This is a genomic window from Jeotgalibaca porci (assembly GCF_011299095.1).
GTDB classification, from domain to species: domain Bacteria; phylum Bacillota; class Bacilli; order Lactobacillales; family Aerococcaceae; genus Jeotgalibaca; species Jeotgalibaca porci.
The window spans coordinates 1,775,528-1,798,500 of record NZ_CP049889.1; the positions used below are offsets into that span (position 1 = coordinate 1,775,528).

Sequence of the window (22,973 nt, forward strand, 5' to 3'; positions counted from 1 at the left end):
TTGTTGCATGTCAGTAAAAGATAATGAAATATTTGCCTATTTAAAGCCTTCACTCGATGCTCACACATTGGGCGTGAATGCAGCAGCTGAGCTGTTACGCAGTTGTGGCTACCAAGTTATAACGGGGGATGTTGCAATCGCGAATATACTAAATGATATTCGCTACCCAACGAATCAAGAAAAATTAATTGCTTGGTTGCGTCAAAATAAAATTACCCATATCGGCTTAAGCTATCGTTTGGATGAAGCGGTCGCAGTGGATATGGTCGGTTATGTTCTGTATGCTCTGAGGGAAAATCAAATGTTAGCAAGCCAGGGCGGACCAATTAATGGCGTATCATTTGCGGGGTTACCTAAAGCGTGTAAGCAGATTAATGAACAGTTCAACGACTTCGTTTTGACTTTTCAAGGGAGCGAGTCGCCCCAAGAAACGCTCAATAGATACGGTGTTCCTGAAGAGCGTATTCCGGAAGAGATGAAAGAAGGCAGTAAGTACGATGAAATACTGTTAAATTTTGGCGCTGAACTTATTCGTGAAAAAGCCTACTTAGATATGAAGCCAATTAGTCGGGCGTCTTATCCAGATAAAGGCACGAACAAGGACACTTTAATCAAACGGATAAATGCAACGATGACAGACAATTACGCACCACTTCTACGTGCCCATGTAGGACCTTTCTCATCTGATGCGACACGTGAAGAGAATGTCCGAGAATTTCAAGATTGGTGTAAATACCTCTCAGATACCGGATATTTGGATATCGTCTCCATTGGAAGTTCGCAACTTTCGCAATCGAATTTTGGGGAGGATTGGGGAGATAAACCGAACGGTGGGGGCGTTCCGGTAAACACACCGGAAGAGTTTGAACAGATTGCTGCAGCTGCAAGTCCGATGTTGGTACGGACTTATTCGGGGACGAAACGAATTCCAGAAATGGCACAGATCTATGAAGAGCATCTCAATACAGCTTGGCATGCACTTTCGCTTTGGTGGTTTAATAAGATGGATGGGCGAGGACCGTACGATGTATATACGAATCTCGTCGAACATGTAAAGACCATGAAGTACATTGCCAAAACGAATAAACCTTTCGAGCCAAACACACCGCATCACTTTGGATTCCGCGGTGCCGATGACACGACCTATGTTTTATCAGCCTACTTGGCTGCAAAACTGGCGAAGAAAGTGGGTATTCAGACTTTTGTACTTCAAATAATGTTGAATACACCGCGTTATACGTGGGGGGTTCAAGATTTGGCAAAAGCACGCGCTGCTTTAAAATTAGTTCGCAGTTTGGAAGATGAGAACTTTCGCGTCATTTTACAACCACGGGCAGGCCTGGATTATTTTTCACCGGATTTGGATCAGGCACGGGTTCAATTGGCTGCTGTTTCCGCTTTGATAGATGATATCGAACCGTTGAACGAGCAGAGTCCACCTGTACTACATGTTGTCAGTTATTCAGAAGCAGATCATTTAGCTACACCGCCTGTCATCAACGAGAGTGTACAAATTACGCAAACAGCGATTCAAGAATACCGTCGCCAAAGACGCGCAGGATTAGTTCCGGATATGAGCAAAAATGAAGATGTATTAAGCAGAACTGAAATTTTGTTGAAGCGAGTGAATAAAATAGTGGCAGCCATCGAAGCCCATGTGACTGACCCGTATTCACCAGAAGGGTTTTATACAATTTTTGCAGCAGGATTTATGCCGACACCTTACATTTGGGCAGAAAAAGGAGAATTTGAGTACGCAACGAAATGGCGGACAAAACCTTATCAGGGCGGTGTTTGGGCCGTGGATGAAAACGGAGAAATCCTGACTGCTGAACAAGTAGTTGAAGCAGCTATTCGTCACATTCCGGAAGTTGAATACCGCCTAAAACAACAGCGAAATGGCATGGAATTCTGAAAAAAATAGAGTTAAATATATTTAAGTTGACTATTCGCTACTTTTTTCACAAGAATAAGAAATAGCGGTTGTTACTTTGAGGAAAGGGTTTGGGAGGGATATTTCCAACCCCTTTTTTTACTATATGGAAACAATTTTTTTATATAGAAAGCGTATTTTTTTATTGCGGCGGCTTTTCATGGTATGATATTAACTATAAATCTTAAAACTAGAAAATTTGGAGGAAAAATACATATGCTAATCGGGATACCGACAGAAATCAAAAACAACGAAAATCGCGTAGGACTGACACCAGGTGGAACTGAGCTACTTGTTAAACAAGGGAACAAAGTAATGGTGCAGGCAGGAGCTGGCGTTGGATCAGGATTTACTGACGAGCAATATGCTGAAGCTGGTGCAATACTTGAGCCATCCGCTGAAAAAGTATGGTCAGCAGAAATGGTCATTAAAGTAAAAGAACCGCAAAAATCCGAATACAAATACTTCCGTAAAGACTTGATTTTGTTCACTTACTTACATCTTGCTAATGAACCAGAACTTACAACTGCGTTAGAAGAATCAGGCGTTACAGCAATTGGTTACGAAACAATGGTAAGCGAGACAGGAACGTTACCATTATTAAACCCAATGTCTGTTATTGCTGGTCGTTTGTCTGTACAAATTGCTTCCCACTTCCTAGAAAGCCATAATGGCGGAAAAGGAACACTAATTGGTGGGGTACCAGGCGTTCAAAACGGTAAAGTTGTCATCATCGGTGGTGGTGTAACAGGCCGTAACGCTCTACAAATCGCACTCGGAATGGGCGCACACTGTACAGTATTGGATGTTAAACCAGAAGTTCTGACAGAAATTGAAGAAATTTATGGTACAGAAGTTGTGACACTGATGTCTAACTCACTAAACATTGAAGAAGCAATTAAAGATGCGGATATCGTAATTGGAGCTGTTCTGATTCCAGGACGTAAAGCACCGACATTAGTTTCAGAAAAAATGGTTTCACAAATGCAACCAGGTTCTGTGATTATTGATATCGCCGTTGACCAAGGTGGAATCTTCGCCACAGAAGATCGCACAACAACACATGATGATCCTATTTATACGAAATACGGTGTGCTACACTATGCAGTACCAAACATGCCAGGTGCGGTTGCACGTACATCAACGATTGCCTTAACAAACGCAACGTTACCATACGCTGCACGCATTGCGAAACTTGGGTATATTGAAGCTGCCAAAGAAGATGATACCATCTTAACAGGCTTCAACGTGTTCAAAGGAAAAGTAACCAATCCTGACGTAGCTGAATCATTAGATAAAGAGTACGCAGAAGTTACATCATTATTCTAAAATAAAAAAAGAACTGAGACGATTTTTTTCGTCTCAGTTCTTTTTGTTTTGGCAGTTTAGATATGCACTCAAAAGTAGTATTGGCTTTGAGTGCGGAGCCAATGACTCATCTAATTAATTAAACTGCATATAAATATCTAAACCATACGGCGATTCATATTCAACAAGCTCGCCTGCAACGCGTTGTTTACTGCGTCCTCCGATGACATAGACATAGATTGTAGCCATGTTGGATTGATAGTAGGGCTTAATAGCCGTAATCTTATCTGCCGGAACTTTTCCAAGCGTAATCCCTTCGATAACCAACGTAAAGTCTGGTTCCAGCGAGACATTCATGGTCGTTACATTTTCGTATTCAAAGGTACGGCGTTCACCTTCACGGAAATCCGCATCCATTTTACCTTGGAATGGTTTTACAAATGGATCTTCTGCAATAATCACTTCGGCGATTCTATCCACCGTGGCTTGGTCTGCATCCATCTGACGATTTGTCAGCCGTATTTCAAATTTCACATCTGAACCCAATGTACGTGAAGATTCTGTAGTTTTAGCCGGTTTCACCGGTTCTTTTTTACTTTTAAAGAAATCAAAGAGTCCCATCCAGTCACCTCGCCATTCGTTTGAACCTATCGTAACATAAAATCGCTTACTTATCTGCCCAAACTGTTTCTAAGGTCTTGGTAAATATCTCTTTTGGCTGTGCTCCTGATACAGCATATTTTCGATTAAATACAAAGAAGGGGACACCTCGGACACCGATTTGGACCGCTTCGTTTATTTCAGCATTGACTTCGTCGGTATAGCGATTCGATTCTAGAACGATGCGGGCGTCTTCTTTAGAAATGCCTACCTCGTCAGCCAAAGCAGTTAAGGTATCAAAATCACTAATCAATAACGAGTCTGTAAAATAAGCTTTTTTCAAACGCTCATCCAGTTCATTGCCTTTGCCGACTTCTTTTGCGAAATGAAACAGGCGATGTGCATCAAAGGTGTTGGTATATTTTGCCGTGTCATTGTTAAATGTCAAACCAACTGCTTCGGCACTCCTTTCTACTTGCTTATTCATTTGCTTCACTTGTTCAAGGGGCATTCCTTTTAATTCTGATAGCGTTTCTTCCATCGTTTTACCGGGAAGGTATTTAGCGGTTGGATCCAATTGATAACTTTTATATTCAATTTCCACGTCATCCGCGTGGTCGAATTCTGCTAAGGCATCTTCTAAATGTTTATTACCGATATAGCAAAACGGACAGACAAAGTCGGACCAAATTTCTATTTTCAAATGACTTCCTCCTCAAGGGTTTGTATAATGAATATAGCAAAGTAAAGCTTCGATTCCAAGTATTTGGATTGAGAGATATGGGGTGTGTGATGAATAGGTTTGATGAAATAGCACAAGATTACGATGAAGATATTTATCCATTAAATGAAGAAGAATTTGTGCTTCCGACAGTCGAAAGGTTGGCAGAACTGGCGCTTGGTAAAGACATTTTGGAGTTGGCGGTGGGGACGGGCCGAATTGCGATTCCGCTGGCAGAACGAGGATTTAATGTGACAGGCATAGATATTTCGGAAGGTATGCTCTTGGAACTTAAAAAGAAGAGTGATACCGTTAAAACTTTGGTCGGGGATATGCGCGATGTGTCAATTTCTGAAACATTTGACTTGGCGTACTTGATTTTTAATGGCATCAGCTACGCGTTGACGTTGGAAGATCAATTAGCGACGCTAAAGAATGCGGCGCGTCATTTGAAAACGGGCGGTATGTTAGTAATCGAGACCTTTGTTCCACGTTTGCATGAAATTGTGGGGGATAATCGTGCGCCCTTTGCGTTGGAAGAAGACTTCATTGGCTTCGATGAGTACGACCGAATCAATCAAACAGTGGTTTCACACCAATATGATTTGTCGGCCGGGCAGGTAGCTTCTTATCAAACGGAGCATCGCTATGTCTGGCCATCCGAGCTAGAATTGATGGGGAAATTGGCTGGCCTGGAAGTGGTCGCACGTTGGGGCAGTTGGGATAAAGAAGCACTGACAAATGATTCGGACGATATGATTTTTGTTTTTCAAAAATAAAAAGAGAGTGTGAAAACAGGCAAAATGCCTCTTTCACACTCTCTTTACATGAACAAACTAAAAATGATTGGCATAAATACTGCTGGGGCCAAATTCATTACTTTAATATCTGTCACCTTTAATAGGTTCAAACTCAATGCAATAATTAATAAAGAGCCAACTGTCGTCAAATCATTGATGACGCTGTCTGTTAGTAATGGTGCCAGAACAGAGGCGAATAGCGTCAAACTTCCTTCATAAAGAATAATGACAAACCCTGATAAGGCCACACCAATCCCCAAAGTCGATGCCAAAACGATGCAGACAATACCATCGATTAACGCTTTGGCAAATAAAGTACTGTGGTCATTCGCAAGCCCACTTTGTAAAGAACCAACAATTCCCATTGCCCCCACACAGACGATTAAGCTTGCGGTAACAAAACCTTGGGCGATTGAGATTGAGGAATTTTTAGATTTGGAAGCGAATTTTAACTCTAGACGATTCCCAAATACAGTAATTTTTTGGTTTAAATCGAATAGTTCACCGATTAATGTACCGGCTACGAGCGAAAGAATGATAACCATCATATTTTCGCCGCTGAATAGTCCACTAATTCCAATATATAGAACACACAAACTGAGTGCATTCATTAACGCGCTTGCGACTCTTTCTGATAAGCCGCTACGAAACAGCATACCAACAATTCCGCCAATTATTATTGCAACACCATTTACCAAGGCACCTGCCAAAATCATTGTCTCACCTCGTCTTTACTTTAAACGTGCACGTAATGCATCCGCAATACCACGCAATTGTTTCATATCTTCTTTAGCGGGATCTTCGATGGTTAGAAGTAATGTATCATTTACAACATTTCCTTCTTCGTCGTAGGCCATAATATACATCTCACCGAAAATATCGTCCAAATCTTTGACTTGTTCAACTACGATGTCTAGAGCATGGTCAGTATTTTCTGATTTAAATTTTTCGAATTCTTGTAATAGTTTTTCTAAATCCATGATGGTTGACCTCTTTCATATTTTGATAGCTCATTTTAGCAATGATTTCTCCGTTTAACAATAACTTTTGCATTTTGTTGTTGGTATCGCTTACAATGAAGAAAACAGAGGAGGTGAGAAGATGGTAAAGTATCTGATTGTGAACGCCGATGACTTTGGAATCTGTGAAGCGACGAATGAGGCAATTGAAGAATTGGCTTTGGCCGGACGTATTACCGCAACATCCTTAATGATTTTGGGGAATAGTACCCAGGATGCCGTTCGTCGTGTCGCTAAGTTTAAACATTTAATCAGTATTGGACTTCATGCTACGCTACAGTGCGACCATTTGAGTACGGCATTTCTGAGTGATTTACCTCAGAACATCTATGAAGAAACAAAAAGTCTCACAGCTATGAAGGAGATTGCGGCGCAATATGAAAAAGGGCGCTTCTATGGGATTACATTTGATCACTTGGATAGTCATGGCGGGACTTTGTATCAAGAGAGTGAAGTTAATTGTCTACCGGTTTGTCTTCATTTTTGTGCTGCACATAACTTGCCATTCCGCTATCCTAAAAATGCCGATGCCTTAATCGATATGACACCCCATCCTTTAACCGAACGCGTGAAAGCATCCCAGTTTGAAGTTTCAGATTTTGCGGAAAAGAAAGGCGTCCGTTTACCGGATCAAGTCCTCTCGAATCACCATCCAATTGAAAACATTGCTTCCTATGAAGCACTAAAGAAGTTCTATTTACGAATCTTGCGCGGCTTACCAGATGGCATCACCGAATTATATTTGCATCCATCCAAACCTGATAGTATTCATTTCAGTCAGGATTCAGAATGGCAGAAACGGGTTTGGGAGTATGAATTCTTAATGGATCCTGATTTTTTGGAAACAATTGAAGAGGAAAACATCCAACTCGTGACCTGGACAGAAGCTTTTTCTAAATGAACGAATCATTCTCAAGACTGATATTCCTTTTTGATATTCATTGTATAATAGAAGAACAAGAAAGGTGGTTAGCCATGAATAAGTTCAATTACTATTTACATGAAATATCAAAATCTGTTTCTACAGGCATTATAGGTTACTTAAAAGCAACGTTAAAATTATCTTTGTTGGGTTTTATCATATTGAGTGTGGGTTTATGGTTCTTCCACGTTAAGTGGTGGTTCGTGATTGCTTTCCTAATTGCGGTGGTGGATATGCTTCCGGTAGTGGGAAGTGGCATCGTTATGATTCCATGGGCACTCATTCAATTACTGCTCGGGAACACAACGATTGCTTGGCAACTCGGCGTTTTATATATCATTTTAGTCGTAGTAAGGCAGATAGCAGAGCCCATTTTTACAGGGAAAGCCATAGGTGTCCGTCCGCTTTATACCTTCTTGGCCTCGATTGTTTGTATTATGATATTCGGGCCGATAGGAGCAGTGTTAGGAGCCATTGTGACGATTATACTTAAATCACTCTTCGAAGTACGTCGCTATCAGGACCGAAATGTGCTCTAATTCAGCGTAATTTGCCAAATGGCGCGGTTTTCAGTATAATGAAAAACGTTGGTCCCGGTGTGGACTGTATGCTATTGATAGAAAGAGGTAATTACGAATGAAGAAGAGAATTGACTTAACGGGCAGACAATTTGGCGATTTGACGGTTCTGGGGAAAGCTGAAACGAAGCAAAAAGGCCGTTTTTGGAACGTGAAATGTGTCTGTGGTAATGAGCTAGTAGTTAAGCAATCTGACTTGAAAAACCAAGTCGTGACAAACTGTGGACATGAAGAAACAGCTGTGAAAGAAGTTAAAAAAGCGGCTCCTAAAAAAGCAAAAGCACCAGCTAAGAAAACTTCAAAAGGAACAGGCCATGTCGGCGTTTCTAAAGTAGAATTGAAAAGCGGTACGCGCTATAAAGCAAATATCAGTGTAGACGGAAAGAACAAGCATCTTGGAACTTTCGATACATTGGAAGAAGCTGTAGCAGCACGCCAAGAAGCCGAAGAGCAATATAGACAATAAGAAAAAGTGAAGAGCGCCCGCTCTTCACTTTTTTTGCTTAAACTATAGGGTTTTATAAGTTTCTGTGAGAACATCATTCATTGTATAGACGTGCAAAGGTCAGTAAAAAAGTCCACCCTCTTGCACTATTTACCGCAAAAGGCTCACTCAGAGCGTTAAATCAGATTGAGTGAGCTATTTTTTCTCAAAAGGCTCACTCAGAGCGTTAAATCAGTTTGAGTGAGCTGTTATGATCCATTTCACTTAGGGTAGCTCGGAGCTAGAACTGAAAAAATACGCGTTCTAGTTCCGACTAGCGCGCAAAAACGGTTAAATAAACAAGCCGTCAGCTTCGATTGCTTCTCCTAATCCCAATAACCAATCTTCGCGTCCTTTTGGTGCTGTAAATTGGACACCAAGTGGCAGACCAGCTTCCGTTACATGGATCGGTAAACTTAAAGAAGGCGCGCCTGTCAAATTGGCCTGCATTCCAAATGGCGTGATAGGTAAACTCAAACCGAACATATCCCAAACAATCTGTTGTTGTTCTGAGGCACTAAATTCTTGAATGTTTGCCATTTTCGCTTTCAAATCAGCCGATTGCCAATCCATGTCTACAAGCGGAGCTGCTTCTGCCGTAGTCGGTGTTAACAGCAAATCATACGTTTCGTGGAAATGGGCCATTGCTTCGGCAGCCGCGTCCCACCGTTTAAACGTATTGGAATACTCCGCAGCAGAAACTTTATTCCCCGCGTGATACAACACCCAGGTTATCAGTTCCATATCATCCAGCGTGAACGGACGACCGAGATTTTGCTCCATCCCTTGCAACATGGAGGCTGTTTCACCACAGTTCATGATGTAATAGCTCTCCATTAAGGCCACACCATCATAATCCGGATCTTTCTCGACAACCTCATGACCATTCGCTTCTAACCAACGCACCATCTTCATAACAGCCGTTTTCGCTTCTTCGCTGACTTCGGATAAAATCGGAGATTGCAAAGAGTAAGCCACTTTATATTTACGACGCCCATTCATCATGAAACCTTCTGGCAACAGCGGTGCTTGGAAAGCAGCTGACAATTGAACGGTCTGCATATTTTCGAGCATCGCAGTTGTATCTCGAATCGATTTCGTCAAGACAAAATCAATCGCGGCACCTTGCCAATTACGTCCCGAACCTGGACCAACCGGCATGCGTCCACGTGTCGGTTTCAACCCGACTAATCCGGTAAAGGAGGCAGGGATACGAATGGAACCACCGCCATCACTCGCTCCCGCAAGCGGCACCATCCCGGCTGCAACTGCCGCACCAGCACCACCGCTGGAACCACCAGGAGAGTAATCAGGATTCCAAGGATTACGTGAAGGGCCAAAGATACGTGCATCGGTAATATTTTTAAAGCCAAACTCTGGCACATTGGTTTGCCCAATAACGATAAAACCAGCATCCAGTAACTTTTGAGTATAGTGACTGGTTTGAGAACTGATAGCGTCTTTTAACAAAACGGAACCTGAAGTACTCGGCTCACCCGCTAATGTTTGTCCCATATCTTTCACCAAAATAGGAACACCGCCAAATGGCTTGCCGGTAAAGTCACGGGTTTCCGCTTCTTTTAAAGCTGCCTCAAAACGCGGATGAATAACCGCATTTAAAGCCGGGTTTTCTTTTTCTATACGAGTAATTGCTTGCGCTACGAGTTCCCGCGGCGAAGCTTCTTTCTGTTTTACTAAATGTGCAAAATGCAAAGCGTCTTCTTCTCGATTAATGTGAAACAAAAAAATCAGCTCCTTAATAATCATATAATAATTATAACATAGAAAGCGATTGCGATTTATTGTATGAAGGGTATAATACACCTATGTAAGTTTATAAAAAATGGAGGTTCACACATGAAAAAGAAAAAATGGCTTTGGCTTCTATTAGTACCTGTTCTAGCATTTTTAGGCTTTATTGTTCTGCGGTTTTTACCGAATAATCAGTCCGATGCTCCGCTTACGATGGATGAGGATCCTCTTGGTATAACCTATTTTATGGTCCCACCGATGGAACAGGTATTTGTTAATGGAGTAGTGAAACCGGAGCAATCTCAAGATTTTCATAAAGATGCTAATCTCGGTGAAATCAGTGATTTAATGGTTACAAATGGTGACATTGTTGAAGAGGACACTCTTTTATACAGCTATACAAACGATGCCATCCAAAAAGAAATTAACCAGCTGACAAATGAAGCTGCACGATTGGAAACGCAACGCGCCAATACAGCTTACAAACAACAATTGGCAATCGATAGATGGTATGAGGTTCCGCAAGAAGAACGTTCACAAACATTAGACGAAATTTATATGGAATTTAATCTGAGCGAGATTGATTCACAAATAACGGAACAGTATGCAAATATTGAACTTTTAGAATCCGAAGTCTATACAGAAGTTTTAGCACCATTTAAAGGGAAAGTGGTTATTCCGGAAGAGAAAACAGCTGAAGCACCATTAATGAAACTGATTTCTGAGAATTTCTACGTTTCCGGTACATTAAATGAAAAAGATTTAGAAAAAGTCAAAGTCGATCAAGCAGCGGATATTACGGTTGTTTCGACCAATTTTACTACTTTAGGAAAAGTTTCTTTTGTTGATACGACACCTACGGAAGCCAATAGCGATCCATACAGCGGTATGGCAACGATGTCTTCTTACCCGGTCAAATTAAGTTTTGATTCATTAGAAGGCATTGTAAATGGTTATCACGTTCAAGCGACGATTCAACTGGAAGAAACACAAATTATGATCCCAACAGAAGCCATTCATAAAGAGGGAGATACTGCCTATGTATTGGTCAATGATTTCGGTACAGTGGCCAAACGTACCCTCCAACTTGGAGACGAAACTGCGGAAGGAACCCTGATTACAAGTGGTCTCGAAGCCGAGGATGAAATTATCCTGTCTTCCGAAACGCCCGTACAAGAAGGTGACATTCTGGATCCAGGAATGATGGAAATGCCAGAGGGGGAGTAGCGAATGGAAACAAAAAAACGCCGTAAACTCGTTGAAATCAAATCAGCCCGTAAAGTTTTTATGACAGGAAGAATAGAAAATACCGTATTAAAAGACGTCAATTTAACGATTTATGAGGGCGATTTCTTAATGATTCTTGGTAAGTCCGGAAGTGGAAAAACGACCTTGATGAACATTATCGGTTTTCTGGATCGTTTAACCACGGGAAACTATTATTTCCTCGGTGAAGAAGTAGCGGATTTGGCTGAGAACCGTAAGTCAGAAATTAGAAACTTGAATTTCGGTTTTATTTTCCAACAATTTCATTTAATTAATTCCTTGAACGTTCATCAAAATGTGGAACTCCCACTTGTCTATAGTGGAAAAACGAATAAAAAAGAGCGTTGGGATTTAGCCGAAAACTACTTAGAGTTGGTAGGCATTCCGGAAAAAATAAAAGCAAAAACGACAGAGTTGTCAGGGGGACAGCAGCAACGGGTGGCGATTGCCCGCGCTTTGGTCAATGAACCGCTCTTAATCATGGCCGACGAACCGACCGGGGCTCTGGATTCCGAAACGGGAACCGCGATTATGGAACTCTTGAAAGGGTTGAACCGTGAAGGGAAAACCATCGTGATGGTAACGCATGACGAGGATTTATTACAATATGCGACACGTGTAATCCGAATGCACGACGGTAGTTTCGTAGAAGAGGGGGCAGCGGGATGATTCGAAATATTTTGCTGAGTACTTTGCTGAGTTTGCGCGCCCATAAACTCCGTGTGTTCTTGACAATGGTGGGAATTATAATAGGGATTGCCTCCGTTGTGACGATAGCTGCTCTTGGTGAAGGGGTGCGGCGCAAGAGTTTTGATTTAGCGGATACCACGCAAGCCAATATGGTAACCGTCATCCATGGTATCAATCAAACAGACGATTCCGGTATGAGTTACATCGAAGATACGTTTACTTTCAGCAAGTCCGACATGCGGCGGATATCAAGAATTCCGGGTGTCGAATCCGTTTTACCGAGTCACAATAATTGGTCCGGATCGAGTATAGATATGTTCGAAGTGAACTTGGATTACTTCGGGGCACAAGCATACAGTTCTGTCACCCCGTTCAAAAAAGAAACGCGGATTCAATATGGGCGTGATATCACACCGCATGATGCGGATCGCGATGTCATTGTTTTGTCGGATGAAGTATTGCGGTACGGCTTTGTGGTGGATGATCCTGAGACACTGCTCGGACAGGCAGTGAGTATCAATGGTTTTATGTTCGAAGTCATTGGGATTAAAGAGCCCTACGATTTTGAAAATATGATTCCGGATGCCGATTATTCTTGGGATGATGCGTACACGAGCGTTGTGCCGCATGCGGCTTACAATCAACTGACCGGCACACGCGAAATTCGTCAATTAAAGGTTAAAGTTTCCGAGTCGAGTGATCGCGATATGGTAACGATGGCGGTACTAGATGACTTGATGATGGCCTATCCTGACGATGAAGGTTATTTTGAAGAGGACCGCTCAAATGAGCAGATGATGGAAGAAATAAATAGTTACATCAACGGGATTGTATTATTCCTCGTTGCAATAACGGCAATTTCATTATTTGTTGGTGGTATTGGTGTAATGAATATCATGTATGTGTCGGTAACAGAACGGAAACGTGAAATAGGTATTCGGCGAGCGATTGGTGCAAAACCGCGTATGATCCTCTGGCAATTTCTATTGGAAGCAGCCTTTATTACCTTTATCGGGGGAATTATCGGCTTGTTGTTGGGCTATGGTGCGGCAGTACTGGTAGGCGTTTTTATCGACATACCGGTTATTCTGACGCCGTCTATTATGATTATTTCAACATCCGTCTCAGTTATCACGGGTCTGGTGTTTGGTATCATTCCAGCTTTAAGCGCATCTCGAATGGATCCAATCAAAGCGATTTACCAGTAAAATTACAATTTATCCTCAAGTAGAACTTGTATTGTCAGATTCTACTTGAGGCTTTTTTGGTTAATTACTTCGAATTTTAAATATTTTAATTTAACCTGTTGACAAAAAGTAAGTTACGTTATATACTTATTTCGAAATCAAGATAAATTAATTCGGAAATAACAATATGGAGGTAAGGAGTTTGTAATGACTAAAAAGAATTTATTTGCACGATTAACGTCCTTTCTAAAAGGAAATGAATCTGCAGCAAAACATAACCAATTTACAGAAGAAGAGGAGAATAAAATTATGAAAATCGGTATTATCTCAGGAAGCGTACGTGAAGGAAACAATGCAACGGCAGTATCAAAATGGGTAATGAATTTCGCAGCAAACCGCACAGATGAAGGCGTAGAATACGAATTAGTTCATTTATCAGACTATGAGCTACCATTAATGGGTGCAAAAGTTGCAGCTGAAATGCAAGAACAAGCAGGCGCTGCGATTAAAGCATGGTCAGAAAAAATGGCTTCATTTGATGCTTACATCTTTATTACACCAGAATACAACCACGCTCTAGGTGGTGCGTTGAAGAACGCTCTAGATTACTTGAACCCGGAAGTAGCGAACAAAGCTGCAGCAATGGTTGGTTACGGAAGCTTGGGTGGGGCACGTGCGCACGAAAACCTACGTATCATTTTGGCAGAATTACGCGTGGCTACGGTTCGTACGACTATCAACTTCTCATTGATTTCTGACTTCGAAAATATGTCAGTATTCCAACCAAATGAGTACCATGCAGCAAATGCAAATGGAATGTTGGATGATCTATTGCTATGGTCAAAAGCTTTCCAAACAATTCGCTAATAAAATTTCTGAGAGTGTCGGGTTTCCTGGCACTCTCTTTTTGTGCTAAAATAAATGATAAAGGAGTGGTACTAATGACCATCAATGAACAAATTAGTAAAGATTTTATCCAAGCGCGTAAAGATCGCGATACACTGAAAACAAATGTTTTACGTATTATTAAATCGCACTTTGACGCTTTCAAAATTGACGAAGGTCGCGAAATGACTGACACAGAACAAATTAACTATCTATTGAAAGAACAGAAACAAACTGAAGAAGCACTGACCTTTGCAAAAGACGCAAGTCGTGCAGACCTGGTTGAAGAGAACGAAGCGAAATTGGCTATCATTTCAAATTACCTTCCAAAAATGATGACTGAATCTGAAGTTCGCGAATACCTCACAGAAAAAGGCGTTGTCGACATGGCGATGAAAGATGCGATGAAACTAGCAATGGGCGATTTGGACGGCAAAGCCGAGAAGAAAATGGTTTCGCAAATCGTAAGAGAATTGCTTGCAAACTAAATAAGTGCTAACTCAAACCGGGAAATCGATTTGAGTTAGCACCTTAGCCAGAAAAACGCTGACTCAAACGCAAAAATCGCTTTGAGTAATCACTTTTACCCAAAAACGCTGACTCAAACGCAAAAATCGTTTTGAGTAGTCACTTTTACCCAAAAACGCTGACTCAAACGCAAAAATCGCTTTGAGTAATCACTTTTACCCAAAAACGCTGACTCAAACCCGAAAATCGGTTTGAGTCAGCGTTTTTTGTATCTATTTAATATTCGTGATAGGTATTTGGTTCTTGTCCGAATACATGGCCGTCCGGTTTAGTCAGACTATCGATCAAGGCCATTTCTTCATCGGTCAGCTCAAAATCAAAGATAGAAATATTTTCCAGTTGATGGGCCGAACGGCGGGAACTCGGGATTGGAATAGAACCAAGTTGGATATGCCAACGCAAAATAATTTGCGTTATGGACTTTTCGTATTTCGCACCCATTTTACTTATCAAAGGATGACTACTCAATTCGGTCACAAGCCGATTGCCAACCGGACTCCAGGACTGCGTTTGAATTCCTTTTGACTGGTTATATTCCAATAAGTTACGATTATTTAAATAGGGATGCATTTCAATTTGATTGATACTTGGCAAGATACCGGTTTCATTTCCCAGCCTTTCAATATGCTCCGGTAAGAAATTAGAAACACCAATCGAACGAATCAAGCCCCATTTTTGTGCATCAATTAACGCTTGCCAAGCCTCAACATATTTATCGTGCTTTGGATTGGGCCAATGGATTAAATAAAAATCAAAATAATCTAAATTCGCGCGGTAAAGCGACTCTTGAATCGTATAGACGGCTTTATTATATTCATGACAACGCCCCGGCAATTTGGATGTGATAATGATTTCTTCGCGCGGCACCGAGCTTTGAGCAATCGCACGTCCAACTGTTCCTTCATTTTCATACGTGAAAGCTGTATCCAGCCAACGGTAATTATTTTTCAAAGCCGAGTCAACAGCGCGTACCCCAGTTGCACCTTGTAACGAGAAGGTACCAAAGCCAATTGCGGGAACAACGCATCCATCATTTAACATTTTTGTAGGTATGTGCATCAAATTTCCTCCCTTATTGTATTACACTTAGTTTACCAGAATTAAACAAAAAACCACAACATTGGACGAAAACCTGCTCAATACGTTATAGTAGATTGCATAATAATATTAGTAGTGAATGGAGATTGAGGATGCAATTTATGAAGGCGACGGCGCAAGACATGCCGAAGATTATGGAAATTATTAACGATGCGAAAGCAATGCTGAAAGCAAACGGAATCGACCAATGGCAAAAAGGTTATCCGGATGAAGCAGTTATGATGGAAGATATTAATAATAATGATTTGTATTTTGCACAAGTAGAAGGCGAAACAGTAGCGATTTTAGCGCTTGTGTTTGATATAGATCCAAATTACTTACATATAGAAGAAGGAAAATGGCTGACTGATTTACCTTACAGCGTGATTCACCGTGTCGCTGTTGGCAAAGAGCATTTAGGCAAAGGAATCATGGGGCGCATTTTTGCACATTCAGAAGAATTGACCCTGGAAAAAGGGTTACAATCGATGCGAATTGATACCCATCCAGAAAACAAAAGTATGCAACGTGCCTTAACAAAAGCAGGCTACGCATATTGTGGACATGTCTTTATGAGTAACGGTGATCTCCGTTATGCTTACGAAAAACCATTAATCTAAGAAAGTGCGACAACGAGCAGAGATAATATTCATCTGCTTATTGTCGCACTTTCTTTGGTTCTATCAGGCATATGTTATAATGGTAAGATGAATAGCTTCTAGGAGGGATTGTTGATGCGCTGGGACCACATACCTATTATTTCTTTTTTAGAGAATGATATACCTGTTGAAGTTGCTGAAGAAGGCCAACTTATATATGAAGAAGATGGCTTTGTTTCAGTCCGGATAAATGAAAATAAAAATAAAATCACTATGAAAGCTGAATTTGATGAAGGTGAGATTGCTTCGCTTGTTTTTCAACCAGAAAAGCATCAGTTGTCAGTCGAATGTACGTGTGATTATTACTATGAAAATGCAACGCCATGCGGTCATATCGTCGCTTCTATTTATAAATACAACGAACTAGCCTCAGAACATGTTGAAGAAGTGGTAAAACCAGCCGAAGACCCTTATGTAGCGGCCCAATATATGATGAATTATATGGCTGATTTCTTAGATGCAGACACCGGTTTCCGTGGACGTGAAAAATTGAAATTTGAATACCACTTTGCGATTCAGTCGCTGGATGATGACGAGGAAAGTTCGATTCGGATTAAAGTTGGAACGGGCAAACTGTACCAAATGAAAGATATTGAGCAGGTAGTCCAAAATCTATTGGGAGAATTCCCGCAATCATTCGGAAAGCACTTTGACTATGACCCGGCTGAACACTATATTGATTCGCGCGACCGTAATATGTTACATCTTTTATTGAATCTAAAAGATTACCGTTACCAGTCCCGAAATTACTATAATTTTTCAAATGGAAATAAAAGTGAAATTACGATTCCAAACATTATGATAAAAGAAGTACTTAAAAAGATACTGGACATGAAGTATCACCTTGTGAAAATACATCACCGTGATTCAGATACGGAAGCAATCAAAGATCCGATTGTGTTTGATGAAGGTGAAACGTTACTTCCATTAGCTTTTAACATATCAGAAGACTTTAACGAACCAGGGGTCTTCCAATTCCATTCTGAGACAATCATCGGTGAAGATTTAAAGGTCTTTCCGTACCAGAAAATAATGCTGTACCAAAATGATTTTTTCTTTCTATCGGAAGAAGACAATCGTTTGTTACGTATTTTATCGAATGCGGTTTCCAGTACAACTGATCAAAATCTGAAAATACCGAAGAAGATGATGCGGGACTTTATGACCAGTTCATTACCGGCTGTTCAAAAACGTTTTCCCATAACTTTTTCACGAAAAGTGCAAGAAGAATTCCAGAAAGTGCCTCTGCAGGCGAAGCTGTATTTAGATTGGCGAGAGGGTCTGCTTTGGCTCGATTTGAAATTCCACTATGGTGAGGAACATTACTATCGTCCCCTCATTTACAATGATCACAACTCTTTGCCAGAAACAGTTTTGAATGATTTGCAAGCAGAAGGAAACATCTTAAACATCATTTATGATTATGAGATGGATTTTGCTTACGAAGAAGAGCAACTGACACTTTCCAATTCAGATGATGTTTTCCGCCTTATTTACGATATGTTACCGGAATTAAGCGCCTATGTGGAAGTCTATACGACATCGGATGTAGAGCATCTGATTTATACCGCGCCTTCATCACCGCGGTTGGTTATCGATATGAATGAAAAGAGTAACCTGCTGCACGTGACTTTCGATATCGAAGGAATTGCAGAATCTGAACTGAAGAAAATAATGAAAGACTTGGCTGCCAACAAACGCTACCGACGCTTGTCGAACGGGAAGATTGTGAATTTGCAGGATAAAGTGTTCCAACAGTACCAAGATACTTTGGATCGATTAGATATTAGTCCAGCCAAAGCGAAGAGCGAAATGGAAATGCCACTCCACCGTATTTTTGCACTGGATGAAGACATGTTGAAAGTGGCTGACTTAAAGAATCCGGTCAAAGCTTTCTTAAAACGCTTGGATTCATTAGAAGAGAAAAACTATCCGTTACCTGAAGCGTTAAGAGCCGATCTCAGACCGTATCAAGAAGAAGGTTTTCAATGGTTGAAAACGTTGGACGCATACGGATTCGGCGGCATACTCGCCGATGATATGGGACTGGGTAAAACGGTTCAGGCGTTGACATACATCGCTTCAACGATTGAAGAAGACGGGGGACCAGTTCTGGTTGTCTGTCCGTCTAGTGTTCTTTTCAACTGGCAGAAAGAGGCAAAACAGTTTATCCCGAACATCACGCCGGTTTTGATAACCGGTTCAAAAGAAGAGCGCGAAGCTTTAATTACTGAAGCAAAAGAACAAGAGGCAAAAATTTGGATTACTTCTTATCCCGTTTTGTTACGTGACTCAGAGCTATATGCCGATACACATTTTCGGAGTGTTATCTTGGATGAAGCGCAGATAGTAAAAAATAATGTTGCAAAGACGACGAAAGCCGTGCGGCAATTGCGAGCGAATAATAAATTTGCATTGAGTGGAACGCCATTGGAGAATCAGTTGGGAGAACTTTACTCTATTTTTTCAATTGTTGTTCCCGGATTATTTCCTACTCAAAAAGGGTTTAAGAATTTAGACATCGCTCAGATTAATCAAAAGATAAAACCTTTTGTGCTACGCCGATTGAAACGCGATGTGTTGACTGAACTGCCGGATAAGGTCGAATCTGTTGAATATATTGACCTGGCTGAGTCCCAAAAGGCTCTGTATTTATCACAGTTGCGTCTCGTACGGAACGAAGCGAACGAGTTAATTGATGCAGGAACTGTAGAAGAGAATCGCATTAAGATTTTGGCAGGACTCACACGCTTACGTCAAATCTGCTGTGATCCCCGTTTAGTGAATCCAGATTATCAAGGCGAGTCCGCCAAGTTGGATCGTCTCATGGAATATTTGGATAACGCCCGAGAAAATGGGAAACGCGTTGTGTTGTTTTCACAATTTACGCAAATGCTTCACTTAATCCAAAAACGTTTGGCGGAGCAAAACCGCGATTACTTTTATTTGGATGGACGGACAGCGAATGAAGACCGGTTTACATTAACGACGCGATTTAATGAAGGAGAAAAGGATCTTTTCTTAATTTCATTACGCGCAGGTGGAACGGGCTTGAATTTGACGGGTGGTGACACGGTTATTCTGTACGATAGTTGGTGGAATCCAGCTGTCGAGAGTCAGGCAACAGACCGCGTACACCGTTTCGGACAGACCAAAAAAGTTCAGGTTATTCGGATGATTTGTACCGGAACGATTGAAGAACGCATTAATGAGTTACAAGATAAAAAACGCGAATTAATCGATCAAGTTATTACTGAAGGCAAGCAATCCTTCAGTGCCTTAACAAAAGACGAAATTCTGACTATATTAGCCGACTAATACCAGAACTCCCTACACGTGTGGTAGGGAGTTTTTTACTTCCAGCGTGCTATAATATGCTTGAAGAGTAAAGAAATACCGATGCAATCACAAGAACATCAATTTATAAAATCAGCACACCTGCGTGCATTAGGGATTGCAGAAAAAGCCTGGCTGAAAAATAAATAAGCTTTATCAAGTTGACAAGGCACGATAGAACACGCAAACTGAAACAAAATAAATGATTGAGTTAATGAGGGAACACTATGAATGCTTTGACAAAAATGATACTAAAAATTTTTTCTTCACCTAAAATCGACATGCAAGAGAGTTATAAAAGTGTACGCAAGTTTCAAGAACTAATGGCAACACCTCAGAAAGAAAATTATCGGATTTTAGACCATAAAATTTACTCTGAAGATTTAACCCATGAAATCCCGGTCCGTATTTTCCATCCGGAAGAAAAAATCAGTGATGAGCTGGTGCTATTTTTCCATGGAGGCGGGTGGGTAACCGGGAGTATTGATACGTATACCCGTGACTGCATCCAGTTGGCCGATGAACTTGGTAGAACTATCTTGGCGGTTGATTATTTAAAAGCACCGGAAAATCCATTTCCAGCTGGCTTTGAAGATTGCTACCGCGTTACGGATGTACTAATAAATCAGCCTGAACTGTCCGGCATTACCGGAGCGACAGAACTGATTCTGATGGGGAATTCAGCCGGAGGAAACTTAGCGGCTGCTGTATCCTTACGTTTGCGGAACGAAGGAAAGTTACTACCTAAGAAACAAATCCTAATAAATCCGGTAACTTTCTGGAATCATGACGAACGGTCCCCTTTCCCGAGTGTGGAAGAAAATGGTTATGATTATGGATTGACGAATAAAAAAATGCAGGAATACATGGAAATGTATGAACCAGAGGAAGCGGCAAGGCAATCGCCTTATATCTCTCCGATAATGACGGATGATTTCTCGAACCAGCCTGAGACCTTGATTATCACATCAGAATTCGATCCCTTGCGTGATGAAGGGGAAGCGTATGGCCATTTATTAAAAGACGCTGGAAATAAAGTTCGAATTTTCAGAGCCCAAGATACCGTTCATAACTATATTTTTGGACCATTGACGACAGATATCGTTACTAAATCTTACCATTTAATGAAAGGCTTCTTGGATAACAGTTTGAAAGGAAGTGATTCACTTGGAAAAAAAGAAAAGAATCAAGCGGAAGAATTGGGTTCGACTCGATAACGCTTCCAACATTTTTCTTGCGGCTATGTCGAATCGGGACAGCAAAGTGTTTCGCTTCAGTGCGGAAGTGACTAAAACAGTAGATCCTGATCTCTTACAACAAGCACTGAATAAAGTGTATGAGGATTACAAACTGTATCACAGTGTGTTGCGGCGGGGTGTTTTTTGGTATTACTTGGAAGAAAGTGACTTAAAACCAACGGTGCGATTAGATATCAATCCGACTTGTGAACCACTGTATCACTTCGATCGGCGCGACCTTTTATTCCGCGTTGTATATTGGAAAAAACGCATCAGTATCGAAGTTTTCCACGTCTTATCTGACGGAACCGGAGCAATGTGGTTTCTTCAAGATTTGCTGGCGGAATACTTACGATTGCGTCACCCTGAAATTGAAACGGATGCCCTGCTTAAGTCTACTTATATTCATGATAAGTCTAGTGAAGATAGCTTCTTCCGCCATTTTCGGAGTAAGGAACAGCGGAACTTTAACAAGGCAACCCAATCCGCACTCGAGAAATTTGGCGATGTGAGTGCAAAAGCTAAAAACTTATTATTTCCAAAAGTAGAAACGGATACGAAAAAAGTTTACCATTATAAAGGTACGTATACGCCAGACAACCGTCCGCGGATTGTCGAAATGGAAATGCCAGTTCAGTCCATTATTCAGCTGGCGAAACGTGAAAAAGTTTCGCTCACCTTATATTTAACGGCATTATTTATGGAATCGGTCCGGAAGAGTGCGCCTGACTTCCGGGGAAACGAAACAATGGCGGTCTCAGTTCCTGTCAACTTACGTCAGTTTTTCCCATCTGAATCCGCGCGTAATTTTTTCGCGGTGACACGGTTGGAATATACTTATAAAGAAGATCGTGAGAATACACTGTCAGAAATTTGTGCAGAAATGAAGGAACAATTCGACCCTCAGCTGACAAAAGAACATTTACAAACGCTGTTGACGCGCCTTATTTACTATGAATACCATCCGGTAGGACGCCTAGTACCAAGGCCAATAAAAGATATTGCTTTGAAAATTATTAACTACAATAATAACCGTTCATTAACATTAGCTGTTTCCAATCTCGGACGGGTTAGTTTTCCAGAAATTGTCGATCCTTTGATTAAGCAAGTTTATTTTCATACGATTGCTGTTCGTCCACAGTTTTGTGCAATTAGTCATAATGATATCTTCACGATATCATTTACTTCGCCTTACATTGAAACCGCTATTTATCAACAGTTTGCGAGTCATTTGACGAAGGAAGGTATTCCTGTGACGGTGACTGTGAATAAGGTAACTGAAGAAGAATTGGGAGGGGTTCACTAATGCGTAAATGTGACAATTGCCAAGTTGAAATCAAAGGTAACTGGGAACTTTGCCCCCTCTGTGAATTACCGCTTGATTTAGATCAGAAAGTTGTTGCCAGCTCGTATCCGGAAGTGTCCTTAAAATATGACAAACGCTCTATTACGAAATGGTTGTCGATTTTATCGATTGTGATTATTTTTGTCACACTCGCTCTTGGGCTCATTTGGCAAGGACGGATTCAATGGTTGCAAGCGTCTCTATTCGGTATCATGACCATGTGGTTGGTTGTTCTCATTATCTTGCGTAAACGTCGGAATGTCGCGAAGAGTATCTTATATTTACTTATCACATTGTCGCTCCTGTGTATTTATTTGGATTATCTGATTGGTTGGACAGGGTGGTCAACAACTTTTGCGGTTCCAATTATTTGTAGTGCATCAATCAGTGGGCTGTTTATTGCCGCTTATTTTATGAAAATGCGTGTTTCAGATTACGTATTGTATCTGGTTGCGGCAGCTATTTTAGGTTTAGTTCCGATTTTATTTTTACTTTTTAACTTAGTAACAACGGTTATTCCTAGCTGGATTTCAATCGGATTAAGTGCTTTGATGCTCGTGATTATTTTTATTTTCAGAGGGTCTGACATGCTGAGGGAAGTGCAAAAACGCATGTTTATCTGATTGGTTCAGTTTCGTATTATTT

The 22,973-nt window shown here is 41.1% G+C and carries 22 protein-coding genes; 16 read left to right on the plus strand and 6 right to left on the minus strand.

Features of this window, described 5'->3' with window-relative positions:
• The first annotated feature begins 7 nt into the window (after positions 1–7).
• Complete coding sequence (locus G7058_RS09105) at positions 8–1,915, plus strand: cobalamin-binding protein (RefSeq protein WP_166063243.1); 1,908 nt, start codon at positions 8–10, stop codon at positions 1,913–1,915.
• A 234-nt stretch (positions 1,916–2,149) separates the two neighbouring features.
• Entirely contained in the window at positions 2,150–3,262 is a 1,113-nt protein-coding gene (ald, locus tag G7058_RS09110; protein WP_166063244.1) for an alanine dehydrogenase, read from the plus strand.
• 114 nt (positions 3,263–3,376) lie between these two features.
• Here the strand turns inward: ald and G7058_RS09115 are convergent, their stop codons facing one another.
• Entirely contained in the window at positions 3,377–3,862 is a 486-nt protein-coding gene (locus tag G7058_RS09115) for a hypothetical protein (RefSeq protein ID WP_166063245.1), read from the minus strand.
• 46 nt (positions 3,863–3,908) lie between these two features.
• The gene (locus tag G7058_RS09120) at positions 3,909–4,544 is read right to left on the minus strand and encodes a DsbA family oxidoreductase (RefSeq protein ID WP_166063246.1); all 636 of its coding nucleotides are present in this window, start codon (positions 4,542–4,544) and stop codon (positions 3,909–3,911) included.
• A gap of 89 nt (positions 4,545–4,633) precedes the next feature.
• Here G7058_RS09120 and G7058_RS09125 point away from each other — a divergent pair, with 89 nt between their 5' ends.
• The gene (locus tag G7058_RS09125) at positions 4,634–5,341 is read left to right on the plus strand and encodes a class I SAM-dependent methyltransferase (RefSeq protein ID WP_166063247.1); all 708 of its coding nucleotides are present in this window, start codon (positions 4,634–4,636) and stop codon (positions 5,339–5,341) included.
• Positions 5,342–5,385: 44 nt separating this feature from the next.
• Here the strand turns inward: G7058_RS09125 and G7058_RS09130 are convergent, their stop codons facing one another.
• Together G7058_RS09130 and G7058_RS09135 are read right to left on the minus strand one after the other, a co-directional pair.
• Positions 5,386–6,078 carry a DUF554 domain-containing protein gene (locus G7058_RS09130; protein ID WP_227004426.1) on the minus strand — a complete coding sequence of 231 codons (693 nt, stop codon included), beginning with the start codon at positions 6,076–6,078 and terminating at the stop codon, positions 5,386–5,388.
• 15 nt (positions 6,079–6,093) lie between these two features.
• A complete protein-coding gene (locus tag G7058_RS09135) occupies positions 6,094–6,342 on the minus strand; it encodes a hypothetical protein (protein WP_166063248.1) in 249 nt (82 codons plus the stop codon).
• A gap of 121 nt (positions 6,343–6,463) precedes the next feature.
• Here G7058_RS09135 and G7058_RS09140 point away from each other — a divergent pair, with 121 nt between their 5' ends.
• From G7058_RS09140 to G7058_RS09150, 3 genes are all read left to right on the plus strand, one after another.
• Positions 6,464–7,282: a carbohydrate deacetylase gene (locus G7058_RS09140; RefSeq protein WP_166063249.1), complete on the plus strand. Its 819-nt coding sequence runs from the start codon at positions 6,464–6,466 to the stop codon at positions 7,280–7,282.
• Positions 7,283–7,356: 74 nt separating this feature from the next.
• Positions 7,357–7,842, plus strand: coding sequence for an AI-2E family transporter (locus G7058_RS09145; RefSeq protein WP_264372313.1), 486 nt, complete (start codon positions 7,357–7,359; stop codon positions 7,840–7,842).
• Between the two features lie 97 nt (positions 7,843–7,939).
• Positions 7,940–8,347, plus strand: coding sequence for a hypothetical protein (locus G7058_RS09150; RefSeq protein WP_166063251.1), 408 nt, complete (start codon positions 7,940–7,942; stop codon positions 8,345–8,347).
• Positions 8,348–8,656: 309 nt separating this feature from the next.
• Here G7058_RS09150 and G7058_RS09155 read toward each other — a convergent pair whose 3' ends face one another.
• On the minus strand, positions 8,657–10,108 hold the full coding sequence (locus tag G7058_RS09155; RefSeq protein ID WP_227004427.1) for an amidase: 1,452 nt from the start codon (positions 10,106–10,108) through the stop codon (positions 8,657–8,659).
• 114 nt (positions 10,109–10,222) lie between these two features.
• Here G7058_RS09155 and G7058_RS09160 point away from each other — a divergent pair, with 114 nt between their 5' ends.
• The 5 genes from G7058_RS09160 to G7058_RS09180 all read left to right on the plus strand — a co-directional run bounded on the left by G7058_RS09160 (position 10,223) and on the right by G7058_RS09180 (position 14,633).
• Entirely contained in the window at positions 10,223–11,344 is a 1,122-nt protein-coding gene (locus tag G7058_RS09160; protein WP_166063253.1) for an efflux RND transporter periplasmic adaptor subunit, read from the plus strand.
• Positions 11,345–11,347: 3 nt separating this feature from the next.
• A complete protein-coding gene (locus G7058_RS09165) occupies positions 11,348–12,052 on the plus strand; it encodes an ABC transporter ATP-binding protein (protein ID WP_166063254.1) in 705 nt (234 codons plus the stop codon).
• A complete protein-coding gene (locus G7058_RS09170; RefSeq protein ID WP_166063255.1) occupies positions 12,049–13,281 on the plus strand; it encodes an ABC transporter permease in 1,233 nt (410 codons plus the stop codon). The genes G7058_RS09165 and G7058_RS09170 overlap by 4 nt, the downstream gene beginning before the upstream one ends.
• Positions 13,282–13,467: 186 nt before the next feature.
• Positions 13,468–14,127, plus strand: coding sequence for an NADPH-dependent FMN reductase (locus G7058_RS09175; RefSeq protein WP_166063256.1), 660 nt, complete (start codon positions 13,468–13,470; stop codon positions 14,125–14,127).
• Positions 14,128–14,201: 74 nt separating this feature from the next.
• Positions 14,202–14,633 (plus strand): GatB/YqeY domain-containing protein, encoded by a 432-nt coding sequence (locus G7058_RS09180; RefSeq protein ID WP_166063257.1) that lies wholly within the window; start codon positions 14,202–14,204, stop codon positions 14,631–14,633.
• A 256-nt stretch (positions 14,634–14,889) separates the two neighbouring features.
• On the opposite strand, the gene G7058_RS09185 is transcribed toward G7058_RS09180, so the two are convergent.
• Positions 14,890–15,732, minus strand: coding sequence for an aldo/keto reductase (locus G7058_RS09185; RefSeq protein ID WP_166063258.1), 843 nt, complete (start codon positions 15,730–15,732; stop codon positions 14,890–14,892).
• 131 nt (positions 15,733–15,863) lie between these two features.
• Here G7058_RS09185 and G7058_RS09190 point away from each other — a divergent pair, with 131 nt between their 5' ends.
• The 5 genes from G7058_RS09190 to G7058_RS09210 all read left to right on the plus strand — a co-directional run bounded on the left by G7058_RS09190 (position 15,864) and on the right by G7058_RS09210 (position 22,951).
• Complete coding sequence (locus tag G7058_RS09190; RefSeq protein ID WP_166063259.1) at positions 15,864–16,370, plus strand: GNAT family N-acetyltransferase; 507 nt, start codon at positions 15,864–15,866, stop codon at positions 16,368–16,370.
• A 114-nt stretch (positions 16,371–16,484) separates the two neighbouring features.
• Complete coding sequence (locus G7058_RS09195; RefSeq protein WP_166063260.1) at positions 16,485–19,727, plus strand: DEAD/DEAH box helicase; 3,243 nt, start codon at positions 16,485–16,487, stop codon at positions 19,725–19,727.
• Between the two features lie 245 nt (positions 19,728–19,972).
• Entirely contained in the window at positions 19,973–20,962 is a 990-nt protein-coding gene (locus tag G7058_RS09200) for an alpha/beta hydrolase (protein ID WP_166063261.1), read from the plus strand.
• Positions 20,913–22,289 carry a condensation domain-containing protein gene (locus G7058_RS09205; RefSeq protein ID WP_227004428.1) on the plus strand — a complete coding sequence of 459 codons (1,377 nt, stop codon included), beginning with the start codon at positions 20,913–20,915 and terminating at the stop codon, positions 22,287–22,289. The genes G7058_RS09200 and G7058_RS09205 overlap by 50 nt, the downstream gene beginning before the upstream one ends.
• On the plus strand, positions 22,289–22,951 hold the full coding sequence (locus G7058_RS09210; protein WP_166063262.1) for a DUF6320 domain-containing protein: 663 nt from the start codon (positions 22,289–22,291) through the stop codon (positions 22,949–22,951). Before G7058_RS09205 ends, G7058_RS09210 begins: the two co-directional genes overlap by 1 nt.
• Positions 22,952–22,973: the final 22 nt, after the last annotated feature.

Bases quoted from the DNA above. Each gene is read 5' to 3' on its own strand.
- G7058_RS09130 (WP_227004426.1), bottom strand. From the start codon at position 6,078: ATGATTTTGGCAGGTGCCTTGGTAAATGGTGTTGCAATAATAATTGGC.
- G7058_RS09115 (WP_166063245.1), bottom strand. From the start codon at position 3,862: ATGGGACTCTTTGATTTCTTTAAAAGTAAAAAAGAACCGGTGAAACCG.
- G7058_RS09185 (WP_166063258.1), bottom strand. From the start codon at position 15,732: ATGCACATACCTACAAAAATGTTAAATGATGGATGCGTTGTTCCCGCA.
- G7058_RS09125 (WP_166063247.1), top strand. From the start codon at position 4,634: ATGAATAGGTTTGATGAAATAGCACAAGATTACGATGAAGATATTTAT.
- G7058_RS09190 (WP_166063259.1), top strand. From the start codon at position 15,864: ATGCAATTTATGAAGGCGACGGCGCAAGACATGCCGAAGATTATGGAA.
- G7058_RS09105 (WP_166063243.1), top strand. From the start codon at position 8: ATGTCAGTAAAAGATAATGAAATATTTGCCTATTTAAAGCCTTCACTC.
- G7058_RS09140 (WP_166063249.1), top strand. From the start codon at position 6,464: ATGGTAAAGTATCTGATTGTGAACGCCGATGACTTTGGAATCTGTGAA.
- G7058_RS09135 (WP_166063248.1), bottom strand. From the start codon at position 6,342: ATGGATTTAGAAAAACTATTACAAGAATTCGAAAAATTTAAATCAGAA.
- G7058_RS09145 (WP_264372313.1), top strand. From the start codon at position 7,357: ATGAATAAGTTCAATTACTATTTACATGAAATATCAAAATCTGTTTCT.
- G7058_RS09170 (WP_166063255.1), top strand. From the start codon at position 12,049: ATGATTCGAAATATTTTGCTGAGTACTTTGCTGAGTTTGCGCGCCCAT.
- G7058_RS09200 (WP_166063261.1), top strand. From the start codon at position 19,973: ATGAATGCTTTGACAAAAATGATACTAAAAATTTTTTCTTCACCTAAA.
- G7058_RS09150 (WP_166063251.1), top strand. From the start codon at position 7,940: ATGAAGAAGAGAATTGACTTAACGGGCAGACAATTTGGCGATTTGACG.
- G7058_RS09195 (WP_166063260.1), top strand. From the start codon at position 16,485: ATGCGCTGGGACCACATACCTATTATTTCTTTTTTAGAGAATGATATA.
- G7058_RS09160 (WP_166063253.1), top strand. From the start codon at position 10,223: ATGAAAAAGAAAAAATGGCTTTGGCTTCTATTAGTACCTGTTCTAGCA.
- G7058_RS09210 (WP_166063262.1), top strand. From the start codon at position 22,289: ATGCGTAAATGTGACAATTGCCAAGTTGAAATCAAAGGTAACTGGGAA.
- ald (WP_166063244.1), top strand. From the start codon at position 2,150: ATGCTAATCGGGATACCGACAGAAATCAAAAACAACGAAAATCGCGTA.
- G7058_RS09175 (WP_166063256.1), top strand. From the start codon at position 13,468: ATGACTAAAAAGAATTTATTTGCACGATTAACGTCCTTTCTAAAAGGA.
- G7058_RS09180 (WP_166063257.1), top strand. From the start codon at position 14,202: ATGACCATCAATGAACAAATTAGTAAAGATTTTATCCAAGCGCGTAAA.
- G7058_RS09165 (WP_166063254.1), top strand. From the start codon at position 11,348: ATGGAAACAAAAAAACGCCGTAAACTCGTTGAAATCAAATCAGCCCGT.